Source organism: Proteiniclasticum aestuarii (genome assembly GCF_017368455.1).
In the GTDB taxonomy this organism is placed as follows: domain Bacteria; phylum Bacillota; class Clostridia; order Clostridiales; family Clostridiaceae; genus Proteiniclasticum; species Proteiniclasticum aestuarii.
Map to the genome: position 1 here is coordinate 80865 of NZ_JAFNJU010000002.1, position 17352 is coordinate 98216.

7 protein-coding genes are annotated in these 17352 nt (G+C 48.1%); all 7 read right to left on the bottom strand.

Annotation, left to right across the window (positions count from 1 at the left end; genetic code table 11):
- Positions 1 to 345 precede the first annotated feature (345 nt).
- Positions 346 to 6747, bottom strand: a complete 6402-nt coding sequence (locus J3A84_RS03235) for a CehA/McbA family metallohydrolase (RefSeq protein ID WP_207598579.1) — start codon at positions 6745 to 6747, stop codon at positions 346 to 348.
- A gap of 425 nt (positions 6748 to 7172) precedes the next feature.
- Entirely contained in the window at positions 7173 to 8366 is a 1194-nt protein-coding gene (gene nagA / locus J3A84_RS03240; RefSeq protein WP_207598580.1) for an N-acetylglucosamine-6-phosphate deacetylase, read from the bottom strand.
- Positions 8347 to 9144, bottom strand: a complete 798-nt coding sequence (locus tag J3A84_RS03245) for a MurR/RpiR family transcriptional regulator (RefSeq protein WP_207598581.1) — start codon at positions 9142 to 9144, stop codon at positions 8347 to 8349. The genes nagA and J3A84_RS03245 overlap by 20 nt, the downstream gene beginning before the upstream one ends.
- A 98-nt stretch (positions 9145 to 9242) precedes the next feature.
- On the bottom strand, positions 9243 to 10577 hold the full coding sequence (locus J3A84_RS03250) for a family 4 glycosyl hydrolase (RefSeq protein WP_207598582.1): 1335 nt from the start codon (positions 10575 to 10577) through the stop codon (positions 9243 to 9245).
- Positions 10578 to 10587: 10 nt separating this feature from the next.
- Positions 10588 to 12156, bottom strand: a complete 1569-nt coding sequence (locus tag J3A84_RS03255) for a PTS transporter subunit EIIC (RefSeq protein ID WP_207598583.1) — start codon at positions 12154 to 12156, stop codon at positions 10588 to 10590.
- A gap of 273 nt (positions 12157 to 12429) precedes the next feature.
- Positions 12430 to 15399: a DNA topoisomerase (ATP-hydrolyzing) gene (locus J3A84_RS03260; protein ID WP_207598584.1), complete on the bottom strand. Its 2970-nt coding sequence runs from the start codon at positions 15397 to 15399 to the stop codon at positions 12430 to 12432.
- A gap of 11 nt (positions 15400 to 15410) precedes the next feature.
- Positions 15411 to 17351: a DNA gyrase/topoisomerase IV subunit B gene (locus J3A84_RS03265; RefSeq protein ID WP_207598585.1), complete on the bottom strand. Its 1941-nt coding sequence runs from the start codon at positions 17349 to 17351 to the stop codon at positions 15411 to 15413.
- Between the last annotated feature and the right edge of the window lies 1 nt (position 17352).

A 17352-nucleotide genomic window follows, 5' to 3' on the forward strand; every position in this document is an offset into this window, starting at 1 on the left:
TTCTATTTCGTTCTTTTTACCTTTTTTTTATGATAAGTTTAATCTCTGTTTCGACATCTATTTCACCCATAAATGTAAACTGCAATGAATTTACATTTTGCATTATCAAACTGATAATATAAATACATCTTATTTAGCCTGCTACATATATTTTTTTGCGTATTTCTCTATCATAATTCTTGAGTTTGGCACCACCATTTGTTAGCAACCGCGATCGTATTTCGAACAAGCTAAGAGAATCAATGAAGCTCTCCTACAGTATGCCTGAATAAAGAAGTACATGCTGAATAAAAGCCTGATTCTTTCGAATCAGGCTCCTATTTGTCTGTGTCTGACTATGAAGTTTTACTGAATATACTTCTGCTTTCTCTTGGAAAGGAGAACGACTCCACCTGCCAGCATCAAGATTCCCATGACCATCGGCATGGTGGTCTCCGTTTCGCCCGTTGCAGGATATTTCCCTGTTTTACTTGCCAGTACGAATACGGAGAAATCCTTTGTCTGAGTCTCCACAATCTTACCGGAAAGCTTGTAGCTCAGCTTTTCAAGTTTCTTGTCTGATTTTTCATGGAACAGAAGCAGTCCCTTGGTGGAAAGCTTATCTAAGGGCAGATGAAGCGTTACAGCAACCTTCGGCTGCACTTTGACTCCATCTACTGTGAAGTGGATCTCATAGGCACTGGTGGTGTAACCAGACAGTTCATAGTCCACAGGTTTCACAACGAGAACAGGTTTTTCGTCAAAAGCTCCTACTGGAACCGTGACCATGACCCCCGTCTTATTGTCTTTCAGCACATATGCTGTCTCGCCAGTGCCTGGTTCTTCTACAGGCTCCAGAGCTTCTATGGCTGCAAGCAGCGCTTCAGAAGCATCGTCCACTTCTTCCTGGGTGGCAAATTCATCTTCCAGAATCGCCTTTGCGGCTGCAATAGCTTCCTGTAGTGCTTCTGCACTTTCTTCTGTCATATCTTCCAGTGAGATCAGTTCAGCAGTTTCCAGAATTTCTTCCAGTTCAGCCTTATCTGTTGCCTTGGCTGCCAGCGTAACCTCACTTCTGTCTCTGACACGGATTCTTGTTCCGTGTGGATCTATAGATGAAAGTCCTATGGCATTGACGAAGTCGCCTTCTTCTATGTCAGGCATGACAACATCCGTACCAATGTAACCATCTATAAACACCCTGACTGGAACGCCGCTCTCATCTTCCACGTGGATGGCTTCAATAATGCCCTCCACCATTTCAATCTCTCTTACAATACCTTCCACCTGAACCAGAAGTCCGAGGTTGTAGGATACTTCAGAGGTCTGCATCATCTTAGGCTGAACCTTTACTACTGGTTCATCCATGACCTTCATGCTGCTGATGTTCAGCTGGTGTTCTCCCTGATAGGAAGAAGTGATACCCGTGATTTCCAGCATGGTTCCCGCTTCGTAGTTTCCATCGATGGGGAAGATATTGATACCGCCAGTCTCGTCCTGGATGTAAGCACTGTCAAAGAAAGCCGTGCTCTTATCAAAACCGCTGACGTTACTTGTAAGTCTGCCCCTTATGGTGAACTGCAGGCCTTCTTCTGCTTTCTGCACTTCAGCAATCGGTGTGATTACAGGTTCTGGTTTGATTTCATCGATGACATTGTTCAGAATCATGAAGTTCGCATTTCTTACGGATTCTTCAATGAGCATTTCCACTGTCACTTCGAAATTGGAGAAGAATGTCACACCGGCTGTCACAAGGAAGCCTCCACCAGGAAGCATTTCTTCTGCAACCAAGGTCACATCGCCTTTTTCCACGACTACAAGGTCTTTCTCATAGTTCGGTACATAGGCTGAACCTGTGAAGTTCTCTGTATAGTTTGCACCCCATGTGGTCTCATATCCTGAGACGATCGGTGTTGCGCCATTTAGGATAACCGGTGCGGAATTGTATGCGTTGAAAGTCTTCGTCGTCTGTGTGAGGATTCCCTTACCGAACATGCTGTCTTCATTGAAGTTCGCATCTTCCGTGAACTGGATACGATAGGCTTCATTGGACTTTCTTTCGTTATCCACTACAATACCATCTGCAATTCTGGCTTTCGCTCCGATGGCTTCCAGAATACTGTTGGAGATTACGGCTGCATTAAATTCGCCACCTGGATTTCCTCTGTCTGATTTGGAAGTCAGGATGATGTTACCACCATTTTCAGCATAGTTTCTGATGGCTACTATTTCAGCATCTGTATAGCTCTTGGGGATCTGTCCGAATCCCTTGTAGGGAACGGTGAGCATGAGCAGTTCGATGCCTTCCAGAGATTCCTCTGTGATGACATCATTGACACGTTTCACTCTTGCACCCTTCTGTCCGGCCACAGCCGTGAAGTACGTATCATTGTCTGCATAGTCTCCGGAGATATAGAAGTTGTCATGGGCAGCATCTACCAGAATATCCACAACGCTGTCGTTGTTATAGACATTCAGCGTGATGGACTTGGTGAATGCCATGGAAACACCATTGAGGTTTCCTTCCACATGGACTGTGATGGTCTGTTTGCCCACTTTTTCCGGTACATAATCAAATGTGAGATCCGCTTCTGTCCCCTTCAGGATGACAGGAAGATTCTCTGTAACGGATGCGAGAAGTTCTCCATCAAGAAGATAGTCCACATTTGTGACGGTGAAATCTACTGTTTCCCCGTTGTACATATGGGTCGTGATCTTTGTGGTTTCACCCATGACATCCATGGAAGTGTCTTTTGTCATGTCGTTGATGCCCACCTGAGTGACTTCTCCTGTCCATACAGGTGCAGTGACAGCGATGTCACCATCGGCCTGCTCTGCCATGATGTAGTAGTAGGAATAGTCATTGGGCAGAGAGACTTCAAGTTTTCCTGAGTTGGAATTGATCTGCTCTGAATGAGCCACAATACCACCATTAACGATGACGCTTACTTTTCCGATGACGTCTGTGGCATCCGGATCATTGAAATCCACCAGAATATCCAGTTTGTCGGGGGAATCCGTAAGGATCGTACCCATTGGCTGATTGTTCGCTGTATAGAAGACTTCAAAGTTGTTGTCTTCTGTGGAGTAAACAGTCATGTCACTGATGGCTCCATAAATGGAGGATTTATCCAGACGGTCTGCCACCACAACGGTTCTGGCTGTGTTGGCGTCTCCCCATTTACCTTTGTGGTTGTCCTGCCCGTTACTAGGAGCAAGATGCCATCCCTTATCCAGTGCCTGGGTATAATACTGATAACTTGGCCAGTATCCGGAACCGCCTACAGCCCCTTCTCCATTTCCGACTTCAATGAGATTGATCTTTTCGTCTATGAGTTTGTCATAGCGTCCGAAGTCTTCAAAGGTACCGAATGTGGACCCTGGATGATTGAACTGGGAGAAGGTCCCCTCCTGCTCCTTCAGTAGATCGTAATAAGCCTGAAGCCCGGATCCGCCTTTGGCATTAAGAACAGGATTGTTTCTGGATACGAATCCGTCGGAGTTGAAGGTGTTGATGTGTCCATAGGATCCGCTCCAGGTCATCTCGAATCCGTAGATTGCCAGGAAATCCTCCGTGGTGTATTTGTCAAAATAGGTCTTGTATTCTGCCCATTTGCTCATGGCCGCATTTACACTGGAAGCAAGTCCTGAATTTTCATTCTCGAAAGTGCCCAGATTTCCCGTGGAGTCAAAATAGTTGCTGTGGTCCGTCAGGGCCAGGAAGTCAATCTGCTCTGCATTACTTGCATAAGTCAGCGCCTGGTCCGGTGTACCGGAACCATCCGAGTAATTGGTATGAGCGTGAAGCTGCCCGAAATAGAAATTGTACAGCGGTTCTCCGATATAGAAGCTCCACGCGTATTCATCGGACGTCACTTCGTCTGCTCTTGTAATGAGAACACTGGCATCGACTTTTCCATCTTCCATGGCTTCAGTCATGATATAGGTCGCCTTATTACCATCGACGATCATTTCCACCGGCGCATCCTCATTCAGTGTCAGCATCACCACGGGATCTGTTCCCGCATTTTCAAATTCCACTGTGATGACCGGTTTCTTCTCTTCTCCAGTGGCCGCATTGGCCGATGGAGTAACAGAGAGAATCTGTGGTTTGTCTTCCACTGCGATCTCAGCTGTTTCGATAGTCTTGTTCTCATTGACGTCTACAGCCGTGAAGGTCACCTTCACTATAGCTGTATCGGTCAGTTCTGTTCCAGGAATCACGGCCTGGTATTTTCCTGTCGTATCGTTCTTCACCATTGAAACTGGTTCTGATGATGTTCCATTGATTTCATAGACCATTTCCACGGTTTTTACGCCTACGTTGTCGATTACATCGATGGCTACGCTGTAGTCCTTCAGCGCTTTGGCTGGAAGGAACGTAGGCAGGGAGATCACAGGTCCATCTGTATCGTTGGATACCACATAGTCTGTGCTTGCGCCTACACGCAGCTGTCTGGTGGTATTGTATTTGGATGCGGCTGCATAGACATGAACCGTATCACCTTCCACCACACCCACAGGGAATGCTGCTCCACGGAAAATACCGATGGTTCCAGTGGTATCTGAAATCATTGTGGAACCACTTTCACTATATGCACCTAGAACCGCATCTCTGACGACAACGAATTCAGACAGATACTGATCGCCACCGTCCAGAATATCCTTAGCTGTCAGTTCCTGTGCCTTGAAAGGCTCTTCTGCGCCCAATACAATGATATTTTCAGCTGCAACGGAACCCAGCTGCCTGACACCACCGTATTCACTGGTCTTACCAGTGACCTTCACGACTTCGCCGATGACATACTTATCGATGTTCGGATAGTCATAAATCTGAAGGCCTACAATTTCTCCATCGATGACATCCTGAAGGATGACACTGTTTCCACCATAGATATAGGCTACCTGTCCCACAGTTGTGACAACATCGCCTGCTGTGGCTGCATAGACTTCCTTCAGTGATAAAAGTCCAGTAAGCATCTCATCTGTGACAGGATCCGGCACTTCTTCATGAAGAACCACATGATCTGCATCTGCGACGCGTAGCTGATAGGTTGTCCAATATTGTGACATGATAGCAGTAACGTCTACTGTATCTCCTTCTGACACTTCGGTCAGAGTAGGCATTCTGTATACATTGATGGTAAGTCCATCTTTGGAAAGAGGTGTGTTGTCTCCAGATACAGGATCCAGCGTTACCCCTTTAACGAGTAATCTTATGGATTCTAGTTCTTCCGCTCTAGTAGGACTCGTCAACTCTTCCATTGTAACTACTACTGGTGCAGGCATGGACTTGACTGCACCCTTCTCATACGTGGTGACTGTAATCTGCTCCACGTTATTGAAGCTTTTACGTGTACCCTCTACAGTAAGTTCCATCCCCAGAACAATCTCCGCATCTGATGCCGGAAGGAAGTTGTTGATAGCTCCAGTCGCGTCCTGAATGGTCACGTTTCTGCCATCGATGAAAGTAACGATTCCTCTGGTTGTGACTATTTCATCCTTAACTTTTGCTCTTGCTTCCGCTATGGTGATTCTGTCCACATCACCCGAAAGCGTCACATCCGAGGCTTCTGCAACCCGAAGCTGATAGCTGTAGTACTGACTTAAGACAGCGACCACATCCACAACTTCACCAGCAGAAATACCGGTAAGCGCAGGAATCTTGTATATATTGAATGTCATGGCATCTTTTGAGATGACCGAATTTCCTCCAGTATTGATGGAGTCCAGTGTCACTTCCTCAATAAGTACTCTCTGGGATTCCATGGACTCAGCTTTTGCTGCATCATTGAGATCCGCCATGGTAACCAGCTTCGGTGCAGGAAGCGTCTTGATTTCACCCTTGATGACGTCTTCTGCAGAAGCTACACTGATCTGTTCCAGATTATTGTGAGCCCCTCTTTCACCCGTGACAGTAAGTTCCATACCGATGCTGATTTCAGCATCTGCTTCAGGTAAAAAACTGTTGATGGCAGCAGTCGCATCCTGTATGACTACATTTCTTCCATCTATGAAGGTTACAACACCTTTTGTTTTCACTTCACCTGTGGCAGCTCTTGCTGCTTCAATGGTGACAAGTGCTGGTTCAGGATCTGGATCCGTTGTTTCTCCATCTCCTGGTTCAGTGGTTCCATCAAGATAACTTAGATCCGGTGTATGGACTTCAAAATCCGCACTATTGTCCCCAGTATATGGATTATCTATGTCCTTTCTTATTAGTGATGTAGCACTGGAGATAACTGGTGCTGAGCCAGTACCAAGATAAGCTGATGCATCTGGCCCAACTCCCACGTAATCAATAATGTTACTATGAGTGGTCGAGGTTGAGTCAGGAATGATCGTCATATCATTAGTAAGAGCTACTCTGAATGAAGAACTAGACATAGTAATATAATGATACACATCTGATGGTGGGATAGCAGGTTGAGTTGTATCATTTCCCTCAGCTGCTTCAATCAGATAATACCCCCCGGCCACAATCGATCCGTTCAGCTCATATGCTGAAAAAGCACCACCTTTCGATGCATACTGGATGGCCCATCCAGTAAGATCTACATCCTGATCCGAAATGTTCTTCAGAACAATGAAATCGGATTTATAGACACCTCCACTGTTCCCTCCACCACCATAAGCCTCATAGATGACTACGGGTCCTGTACCTACAGGGTCTGGTGCCGCCATGATCTTCTGACCTGGAATCAGTGTCAGAACGAACAGCCACGCCAGAAGCCAGACTGCAATTTTTCTGGTTAGAAGTTTCTTCATTTTTCGCCTCCTGAAAATAATTAGATCCGTTCTCAGAAAATCAGTGCATCATTTTTTGGGTGAAAAAAACTTCAACCGGATGAATCAAGTTGAAGTCCTCAGGTATTCTCTGTAAACGTTATCCATTTCTATCTTACTAAATAGATTTCACAATATCAATCAATTTTGATAATTAATAAACAGAATATTCAATATTATATTTTGATTGCCAAAACATATGAGCCTCAATGTTTAATCAGATTAACAGAATCATCCCACTACTAAATAACCTCACCAGCTATCCATTTTGATGATATCACCTACCTTGTTCATTTTCTTGAAAAAGCGAATAATAATTAAGCTTATCCCAATAATAATTTCAGTTGTGAAAAGTGTATTTTCTCATAAAAAAAGATGAGCCATGCTCATCTTTTTCAAATGGAATCTTACTTTATTCGATGTTGTACACCCTGAACATATATATCCTGAATCTTGAAGTCATCCTCCACAATCAGAAGATCCCCGTACTTCCCTTCTTCTAATGAACCGACCTTGTCGTAGATGCCAATATACTTGGCTGGATTCACAGATGCCATGGTGATGATTTCTTCAAACGTGAAGCCATGTTCACGTTGAATATTTCTGACAGACTCCACATAACTGAGCTCCAGTCCGTCCACTTCCTCAAAATTCTTCCTGTTGATTCTCTTTTCCGTGCCCCCATCGGATTTCACTATGACGTGATCTCCATCTGGTATATACGTCTCTTTTCTGATGTAGTGATGGAACGGTCTTTCCACATGGGCAAGACCCGTACAGTCCGTGCAGAGCATGATCTTCTCTTTTCCTTTGACTTTATAGGCGATGCTGAAGGCTTCATGACTTACCGTCATGCCGGTCTGCTTGGCAAACTCGCAGTACAGATCGTCAAAGTAGAGCGCTGCACCCACAACGCCAGGTCTGCGATGATGGAACCCCCGCATACCGCTGTACATATGGGTCACGCCACCTAGTCCAAACCCCTTCAGCCTGGCAATATCCTTAAGGTCCGCAGCACTGTGACCGACGGATACCTGAATGCCCTGCTCATGGAGATGCTTTATGACCTCTTCCGCTCCTGGCAGTTCCGGTGCCAGGGTCATGAGATAGACATTACCTTCCCCTGCTGCATGAAGTAGCTCCTTCGTCACCATGACATCAGGGTCCATACAGTATTCCTCTCTCTGCATGCCCTTGAACTCCTTATTGATGAAGGGACCCTCCAGATGCACGCCGAGAATCCTTGACCCTCGTGATGGTGTCCAGTTCTTGATGGCAGACTGCGCTTCCACAAGGCTTTCTATGATGACCTCCACCGCATCGGTGCCTGTGGTGCCCAGAAAGGTGGTGACCCCTGCCTGAATCATGCTTTCAGCCATTCGGTTCAAAGAATCTTCCGTCTTTTCATACCAGAAGGATCCGGTGCTGAACCCATGAACATGAAGATCAATGAATCCGGGAATCACATGAAGATCTCCGTACTCTTTCACCTCCCCTTCCGGTTTCACCTCTGAAATGGACAGGATTCTGCCGTCCTTCATGGTCAGATATCCTGAGACTGTTCCTTCCGGTGTATGGATCTTATTTGAATGAAGTATCATTTTCCTCTCTCCTCTTCTCAACAACGTGCTGTGTATACGAAAGAATGATCTGAATGAGAAGATGGATGCCGACTCTTGAAATCAGGTCGTTGTATTCCGTCTCTGAGGTCTTTGCATAGCAGTACATGCTGATGTCCGCATTCTGCTGCACCTTGGAGTCGGAAAACGACGTAAGGGAAATGACTTTAGACCCTCTGATGTGGGCCGCCCTGGAAATATCCAGAATTCTCTTCGTGTTTCCAGAGAGGGAAATCACAAGAACGGCTTCGTCCGTCTCGATGTTGTGGGACAGATTGTCGATGAGATTGAAATCATCCACAAAGATGCACCGGATCTTCAGCATGGCCAGTCTCGAACTGAGATAGCTGCCAAAGGGCTTTGATGCACCTCTTGATACCACATAGACTGTTTTGGATGTGGTCAGTATCTCCGCGATTTCTTTGACCGTTTCCTCCTGCTGGATGCTTAGCGTCTTGGACACCTCTTCCTCCAGCGCATCCAAGACATTTCTGAAGACAAATTTCTCGCTTTTCCCTGCGGCTTCTTCCAGTTCACCCACATGGTTCTTCAGATAGTACTTCAGTTCCGTGTACCCGTCAAACCCGAGTTTCTTCGCCAGATTGATCACGGTGGTTTTCGATATATACAGTTTTTCAGCCAGTTCTCTAGTGGTCATCCTGATGACCTCTTCTGGGTAGTTCGTCAGATACTCCACCACTTTCTTCTCCAGGCTGCTTAATTCATTATAGGTACTTGTCAGTCTTTCCAGTTTCATCATTGCGGCACCTCCTTTCTCATTATATCAAATCGGTTATGAGGAAACCCCCTTAAATCGGGGGTTTCCTCCATTTATTTCCTTCATTTCTGAAGTGTTTTCTATTTCTTCTCAAGGCTCCAGTACTCTTCACTGTGCGCCATGAGATCATCCAGAACCAGCTTCGCCTTCACAGGGTTCACGATGGATCTGTTCAGCGTCAGTGCCTGAAGCGCTTTGGTATAATCCTTTTCCAGGTATGCTTCCACCGTCAGCTTTTCATAGGCATACTGTCCCTCAATGAGCCCTTTGTAGAATGTCTTGATCTCTCCGTAAGGGATCATCTTGGCGCCGTCTCTGCCCAGTGTGGCTGCAAGCTCCACCATGGCATCCTGGGGCAGATTGGGTATGTATCCTCTGTTTCTTCCGATGACCACAAAGGTTCTGTTTTCATCATTATGGATGGACTGTACCACTTCCACCATGAGATTCCCGAACACTTCGCCCTGCATCAGCGGAATATTCTCCAGGTTCCCTTGTCTTTCCGCCTGCTCCAGAATATCCAGCACCTTTCTTTCGCGGCCTACCTTGGCTTCATCCACTCGGGTGAAGTTCGGATCAGATTCCTCCACCAGCTCTTCAGCGAAGAAGTAGTACTGCAGATAGGTATTGGGCACATACTCCGGGAAGAACTGCATGAGCTTATTGACGTTCTTGTAGGTCTTCAGCCAGGATGGTGCTCTCTGCTCCGCATTAAAGGGCTTGAACTCATTGCCTGTGAGATAGTCCTTCAGCTGAGGCAGAAGATCTTCCCCGGTCTTCGTGTTCTTAAGTTCCGTGAACCATCCGAAATGATTGAGGCCGAAATACCGGGGCTCAATGTCATACATGTCCACATCCAGAATCTTCGCGAAGGACTTGATCATGGAATAGGGCTGATCACAGATGTTCATGATGCGCTGATCCTCCGGAAACACCTTGTCCAGTGCCACAGCCACAATGGCTGCAGGATTGGTGTAGTTTAATATCCAGGTATCCTTGGAATAGGATCTTATCTTCTCCACCATTTCAATCATGGCACCGATGCTCCTCATGCCATAGGAGAAGCCTCCTGGTCCACAGGTCTCCTGACCGACCAGACCATACTTCAGCGGAATCTTCTCATCGATACTTCTCATGGTGTCGACGCCGACGCGCATATTGCACAGCACATAATCCGTATGCCCATAGGCTGTATCCTCATCGGTGGTGAACACCACCTCCGTTTCAGCATAATACTTCTTTAACGTCATATCGATATAGGCTCGCACACGATGAAGTCTTTTTTCATCAATATCAAACAGAATGATCTTCTCTACAGGGAAGGTCTCCTTATAGTAGATCAGACTGCCAATGAGGGCAGGAATCCGAAGACTTCCCGCACCTGCTATGGTTATTACCGCATTTTTCTTGTTCATATCAAACTCCTTAGCTAATCATCTTTAGTTCTTCCGTTACCGCATTTCTCACAAATTCAACATTCGGTCCGAATACAATATGGATGTGGTTCTTCATGGGGAAGAAGATGCCTGATGTACCCGAATCCTTGAGTCTGTCCTTATCCACCAGATTCATATCCTTCAGGTCCACTCTCAGTCTTGTGACACAGTTCTCCACATTCACAATGTTGGAAGGACCACCGATGGCTTCAATGACGATCTTCGCCACTTCATCGTATCTCTTTTCCTTGATGAGGTTGTTGTATTCATATTCATCACTCTCACGCCCTGGTGTAGCGATGTTATACTTCTCGATGGCATATTTGAAGATAAAGTAGGTGGCGATAGCCAGTGGAATACCTACAATGAGCAGGTTATACCATCTGGTGTTCTCATACATGAGTCCGAAGATGGCAAAGTCAAAGATGGTTCCTCTGATGTATCCGACGCCTGTTCCCAGAAGATACAGCGCGACAGCACCTGCACCAGCCAGTAGAACATATACCAGGAAGAGCAGTGGTGCAATGAACAGGAAGGAGAACTCCATAGGTTCTGTGATGTTACCAAGGAAAGGTGTGATCACCATGGTGATAATGATACCCTTCACGAATGGTCTGTTCTTTGCATAGGCGCTCTTGTACATGGCCAGCCCGATGGCAGGAATCATGAATAGGGTCACAAGCATCTGGTTCTGAGCCATGAACTTTGTCAGTTCCGGAAGCATTTCCCAGGCTTCGCTGTTGGGTCCCTGATTAAAGAGGACTTCATTCAGAGTAGGAAGAATTCCGGTGAAGGTTTCCCCATCGATGGTATAGGTACCACCGGCAGGTGTGAAACGGATCAGTGCACTCCATACATGATGAAGGCCCAGTGGAATGAGTGCACGTACCATGACCACATTGATGAACGGTCCGATGGCACCCTGAAGAATGACCTGGGATAAGGCAATGAGCCCTTTGGTCAGATAACTCCAGAAAAACGGAATGATCAGTCCTGCGACCGTCGCCCAGACTATGGATACCATTGGAACAAACTTCTTTCCTGAGAAGAAGGCAAATGCGACGGGAAGCTCTTTGTTGTAGTATTTATCCGCTGCAATGGAACCGATGAGTCCACTGATGATACCACCCAGCACATCCAGTCTCAGACTCTGGATTCCCAGAACCATTCCCTGTCCCACCTGTGACATGGTCTCGGCATCCGCCAGGGTGCCTGTGGCTTTCAGGTACACATTGATGGTGATGTTCAGAATCAGATAAGCGATCATGGATGAGAATACCGCGATTCCCTTTTCCTTCCTCGACATTCCATAGGCAACGCCCATGGCAAACAGTACGGGAATGTTGGAGAAGATGACATCGGCGACGGATCTCAGACTGACCAGAATCATCTGGAGTGTTTCGTTGGCCAGGAATGGTACTCTCTCTACCATGTATCCCTGAACAAGTGCTCCTGTAATACCTAAAATCATACCCATAGGAGCCATAATTGCGATTGGCAGCAGCAGGGATCGTCCAAATCTCTGGATGCCCTCACTGAAACGTTCTTTTCTTGTCATTGCTACACCTCTTTTTCATTATTTTGTCTTCATCATAATAATTTAAATTCTGGGATTGTAACAGGGTTTTCCAAGGTATATGACTACGTTTTCACGTTTTGAGTTTGGTCACACAGGCTGACCAAAGTGTGAAGCCCTCGTGATTCAATAGTTTAAGCGGATACTATCAGAATCCTACCACTTATAAAGAATGATAACGCAATATGCTTTTCATCTCTTGTCCAGAACATGAAAGAAGGTGAGCTTTCGCTCACCTCCCATACACTTATTCTCTTAACTCACTTCCACCTTATTGACATGGTCCCCCAGTACAAGCATCATGATGCTCTTTCCTCGGGTGGCCCGGTTCTGAAGCTTGATGTCCTCGATTTTCATGGTCTCATCGTCATTGGCCTTGGAACCTACAAGAAGCTCCTTCTCCTCTGTGATGACCTTGGCGAAGAAGACCCGGTCTTCATCCTTCAGATTCATACCCACAACACCGGAGGCGTTTCTGGAAAGAAGGGAAATGCTTGAGGTTTCAAACCGGATGGCCATACCCTTCTCGGATACAAGGAGAATGTCCTCATCCAGCTCACCGCTGAAGGCTTCCGCATAGACCAGTCTGTCCGTGGCCTTCTTGAACTTGATGACGTGTGAGGTGGTCCCCTCTCCTCTGAAGTCCTCCACCGAGGTTCTCTTGACGATGCCCTCTTCCGTGACGAAGTATACTTCCTGATTGTCCGCTGCATCCTCTTCCAGGGTGAATACGCCCACGACCCTCTCGCTCTTGTCGATGTCGTCGTAGAGATCCGAAAGAATGACACTGCCTTCCAGGTTCTCGAACATGTACATGGGCAGCTTGTAGTAAGCACCAAGACTTGTGACGATCACAAGGCTCAGGTAGGATTCCCCGCTGACCTTATAGAGGTTCTTGGCTCTGCTGGCTCTCTGCACCACCTTGATTTCTCCTCGGTCGGAAATGGTGAGATTAAACGCCTTGGCCTCATAATCCATCTCATAGTGGACTCTGTAGACCTCATCCTTGTCCGGCAGGCTCAGGAAGCTGTCCGGAATGGACATTCTTTCCTTCACTTCCACATCGGCTTCCGGCACGGTGAAGTCCAGTCCGTTCTTGGTGAGGATTCTCACGAAGAGCGGCACCTGGGGCAGCTCCACCATGTGCAGCTGATCCTTGTTTTCATAGATGTAGTCCTTGTACACTCTTGGAAGCAGTTCTCCCAGGGTGTTCTCATAGAGCACTCGGCTCTTCTCCAGGATCACCGACACAAGCTTCTCATCCTTTCTCAGCTTCAGGGCGATGATCTTGGAGTAATTGGTCTTGAAGCTCTCAAGATCCGTTCTCTTCAGAGACCCTCTGGAGGTGATGAACTTGAAGCTTCCCTCCTCCTGTCCGTCCATGGTGAAAGCCCCGATGATGGACTCTTCGTTGAAGTCGATGCCCTTGATGTAGTTGTCCATGCGGACGCCCTTATCCTTCCACTTGTGCTCCGGCACATCCATGGTCTTCAGCTGATAGAGCATGCCTGAATCCGAGAAGATGTAGAGCACATCCTTGGTGTTGCTCTCCAGAAGCACAGCCAGCTCATCCCCTTCTCTGAAGTCGATGGAGGACTCGTCTGTTGTGACCCTCTGGTAGTTCTTCAGTGGCATGCGCTTGATGAAGCCTTCTCTGGAAATGGTCACCACCACATCTTCCTGAACAATGATGTCCATGGCGTCGATGACAGCTTCCTCCTCATCCTTGATGATCTCGGTTCTTCTTTCGTCCCCGAAGTCCTCGGATACTTCCAGAAGCTCCTTCTTCACCAGGTTGTCCAGGGCTTTCTGGCTGTTTATGACCTTTTCCAGGGACTTGATGAGCTTGGAAAGCTCATTGTGCTCCTTGACATAGGCCTTCAGCTCCAGTCCTGTCAGTCTGTAGAGCATGAGCTCAAGTATTGCCGTGGCCTGTTCTTCACTGAAGCCGTATTCCTTCACCAGGTTCTCCCTGGCATTGGTCTTGGAACTGGACTCCCGGATGGTCCTTATGACCTGATCCATGATGTCGATGGCCTTCATGAAGCCTTCCACGATGTGGAACCGCTTCAGGGCCAGATCCAGTTCCTTTTTCGTTCTTCGAAGAACCACTTCTCTCTGGTGCTCCACATAGTAGCGGATGATATCCTTCAGACCCATGGTGGAGGGTTTGCCCTTATAGAGCGCCACCATATTGAAGTTGATGTTGATCTGAAGATCGCATCTCTTGTAGAGATAAAGAAGAATCTTCTCCGCCGTCTCCAGATCGATCTGCTTCTTGAACTCGATGACCGCGCGGACACCGTTTCTGTCGGACTCGTCCCGGATGTCCATGATGCCGTCCAGCGCCTTCTGATGCTTCTTGTCCGCCGTCATGGCGGAGATCTGCTGCAGAAGCTTGGCCTTATTCTTTCTGTAAGGGAACTCCGTCACCACGATGGCGAATCGGCCCGTGGTGAGCTTCTCCACCTTGGCATTGGCGCGAAGGACCACTTTTCCTTCTCCCTTTTCATAGGCTTCCTTTAAAGAGTCTCCTCCGATGAGGACCCCTCCTGTGGGAAAGTCCGGTCCTTTGATGTGCTGCATGAGTCCGGACACATCCATATCCGGATCATCGATGTAGGCGCAGACCGCACTGATGCTTTCTCTCATGTTGTGCGGCGGAATGTTCGTCGCAAGACCCACGGCAATACCGAAGGCCCCGTTGACCAGTAGGTTCGGATAGCGGGACGGCAGCACCTTGGGCTCCAGCTCCGTATCCGAATAGTTGTAGACGAACTCCACCGTGTCCTTGTCGATGTCACGAAGCATCTCTTCCGCCCCGCGGGAAAGTCTGGCCTCCGTGTATCGCATGGCCGCCGCACTGTCTCCGTCGATGGACCCCCAGTTCCCGTGGCCGTCGATCAGCGGCATTCTGGTGCTGAAGTCCTGGGCCAGAATCACCATGGCATCGTAGACCGATGAATCTCCATGGGGATGGTACTTACCCAGAATGTCTCCGACGATTCGCGCGGATTTATAGTAGGGCTTATCATGAAAAGCCTTCAGCTGATAAGCACCATATAGAATTCTTCTATGAACGGGTTTCAGACCGTCTCTGACATCCGGAAGGGCTCTGTCCTTGGCCACTTCCACCGCATAGGGCAGGAAATTGTCCGGCATGGCCTCTTCCAGAGGGACATTCAGGATGTTGTTGTCTGTTGGAATCTGATTTTTACTCGCCAAAATGTCACCTCCTAAAATTCTGCGTGTTTATAGATGTATTTCTTACGCGGTTCCACCACGTCGCCCATGAGAAGCGATACCATACGCTCCGCTCTGGCCGCGTCATCAATGGTGACCCTCAGTAGCGTCCTCGTCTCAGGGTTTAAAGTCGTTTCCCACAGCTGGTCCGGATTCATCTCGCCCAGACCTTTGAACCGCTGGATGTTGAATCCGGAGCCGATCTCCTTCTTGGCCGCATCCAGCTCCTCATCGGAGTAGGCATATCTCTGCACAGTGCCCTTCTTACCGGTCTTGTAGACCTTGTAGAGGGGCGGCTGGGCAAGATAGAGCATGCCGTTTGTGATGAGGGGCCTCATGTACCTGTAGATGTAGGTGAGCCAGAGGGTCCGGATGTGGTAGCCATCCACGTCCGCATCGGACATGATGATGATCTTTCCGTACTTCACATCCTCCAGCTTGAAGCTGGTGAGGGTTCCAGTACCGATGGCGGTGTTGAAGAGCCTCAGCTCTTCCGAGCCCAGGACATTCTCCAGCTTCTGCTTCTCCGTGTTCATGATCTTTCCCTTGGAGGGCATGATGGCCTGGAATCTTCGATCCCTTGCTTGCTTGGCGGACCCTCCCGCCGAGTCTCCCTCCACCACGATGAATTCCAGAACGTCCTTATCTCTGGAGGTGGCCACGGCGACCTTTCCTGCCAGAGGAGAGGTTCCCTTCCCCACCTTTTTACGCTCCGCATCACTGATCTTCTTGATCTTCTCTCTTCGCTTCGCCGCTTCCAGGGCGTTGTTGATGAGATTGGTGGCGATGTCCTTGTGGTCTTCGATCCACTCATAGAACTTGGTGTAGCTCAGGTCATTCATCAGCGTATAGGCTTCGGAGTTTCCAAGCTTGTTCTTGGTCTGTCCTTCGAAGATGGGATTGGTGAGCCGGATCTTCACGATGGCCGTCATGCCCTCCCGAAGATCGTCTCCTTCAAAGTTCTTGTCCTTGGCCAGATTGAGCTTCTTTGCCCACTCCTTGAAGGCTCTCGTCATGCCGGTCTTGAAGCCCGTCTCATGGGTGCCTGCTTCACTGGTGGGAATGTTGTTGACATAGCTTGCAATGTTCTCCAGAGAGGAGTCCGTGAACTGGACGCAGACCTCCCCTTCCAGGGAAATGTTCCCGATGCTGCGCTCTCCTTCGAAAAGGATGGGCTCCTGATGGATGACGGTCTTACTCTCATTGAGGTATTCGATGAAGTCCAGAAGACCCCTTTCACTGTGATAGGTCTTCTCCACTTCCTCTTCGCCTCTTCTGTCTCGAAGGATCAGGGTGATGCCCTTGTTCTGGAAGGAAAGCTCCATCATTCTCATATCGATGATCTCGAAACGGTAGTCGATGGTGCTGAACACTTCCGGATCCAGCATGAAGGTCACCTTGGTGCCCTGCCGGTTGGTCTTTCCCAGGATCTCCAGCTTCGTCACCGGCGTTCCGGGCATGATTCTTCCGTATTTCTCGTCGTAGGCATGTTCAAAGCGCTGCCTGTAGATTCTGCCGTCCTTGTGCACTTCCACCTCCAGCCACTTGCTCAAGGCATTGACCACGGAAGCCCCCACGCCATGAAGTCCCCCTGAGGTCTTGTAGTTTTCATGATTGAATTTACCGCCGGTATGGAGCTCCGTATAGACCATCTCCACACCGGAGATCTTCTTCGTGGGGTGAATCCCCACGGGAATGCCTCGTCCGTTGTCAATGATGGTGACGCTCTTGTCCTTGTTCAGGATCACATACGCCGTGTCTCCGTATCCGTTGGTGATCTCATCTATGGCATTGTCCAGAATCTCCCACACGCAGTGGTGCACGCCCTTGGGTCCTGTACTCCCGATGTACATGCCGGGACGAACCCGCACGGGTTCCAGTTTCTCCAGGGATGTGAGATCCGTGACACTGTAATTCCCTCTTTTTTCTTCCATG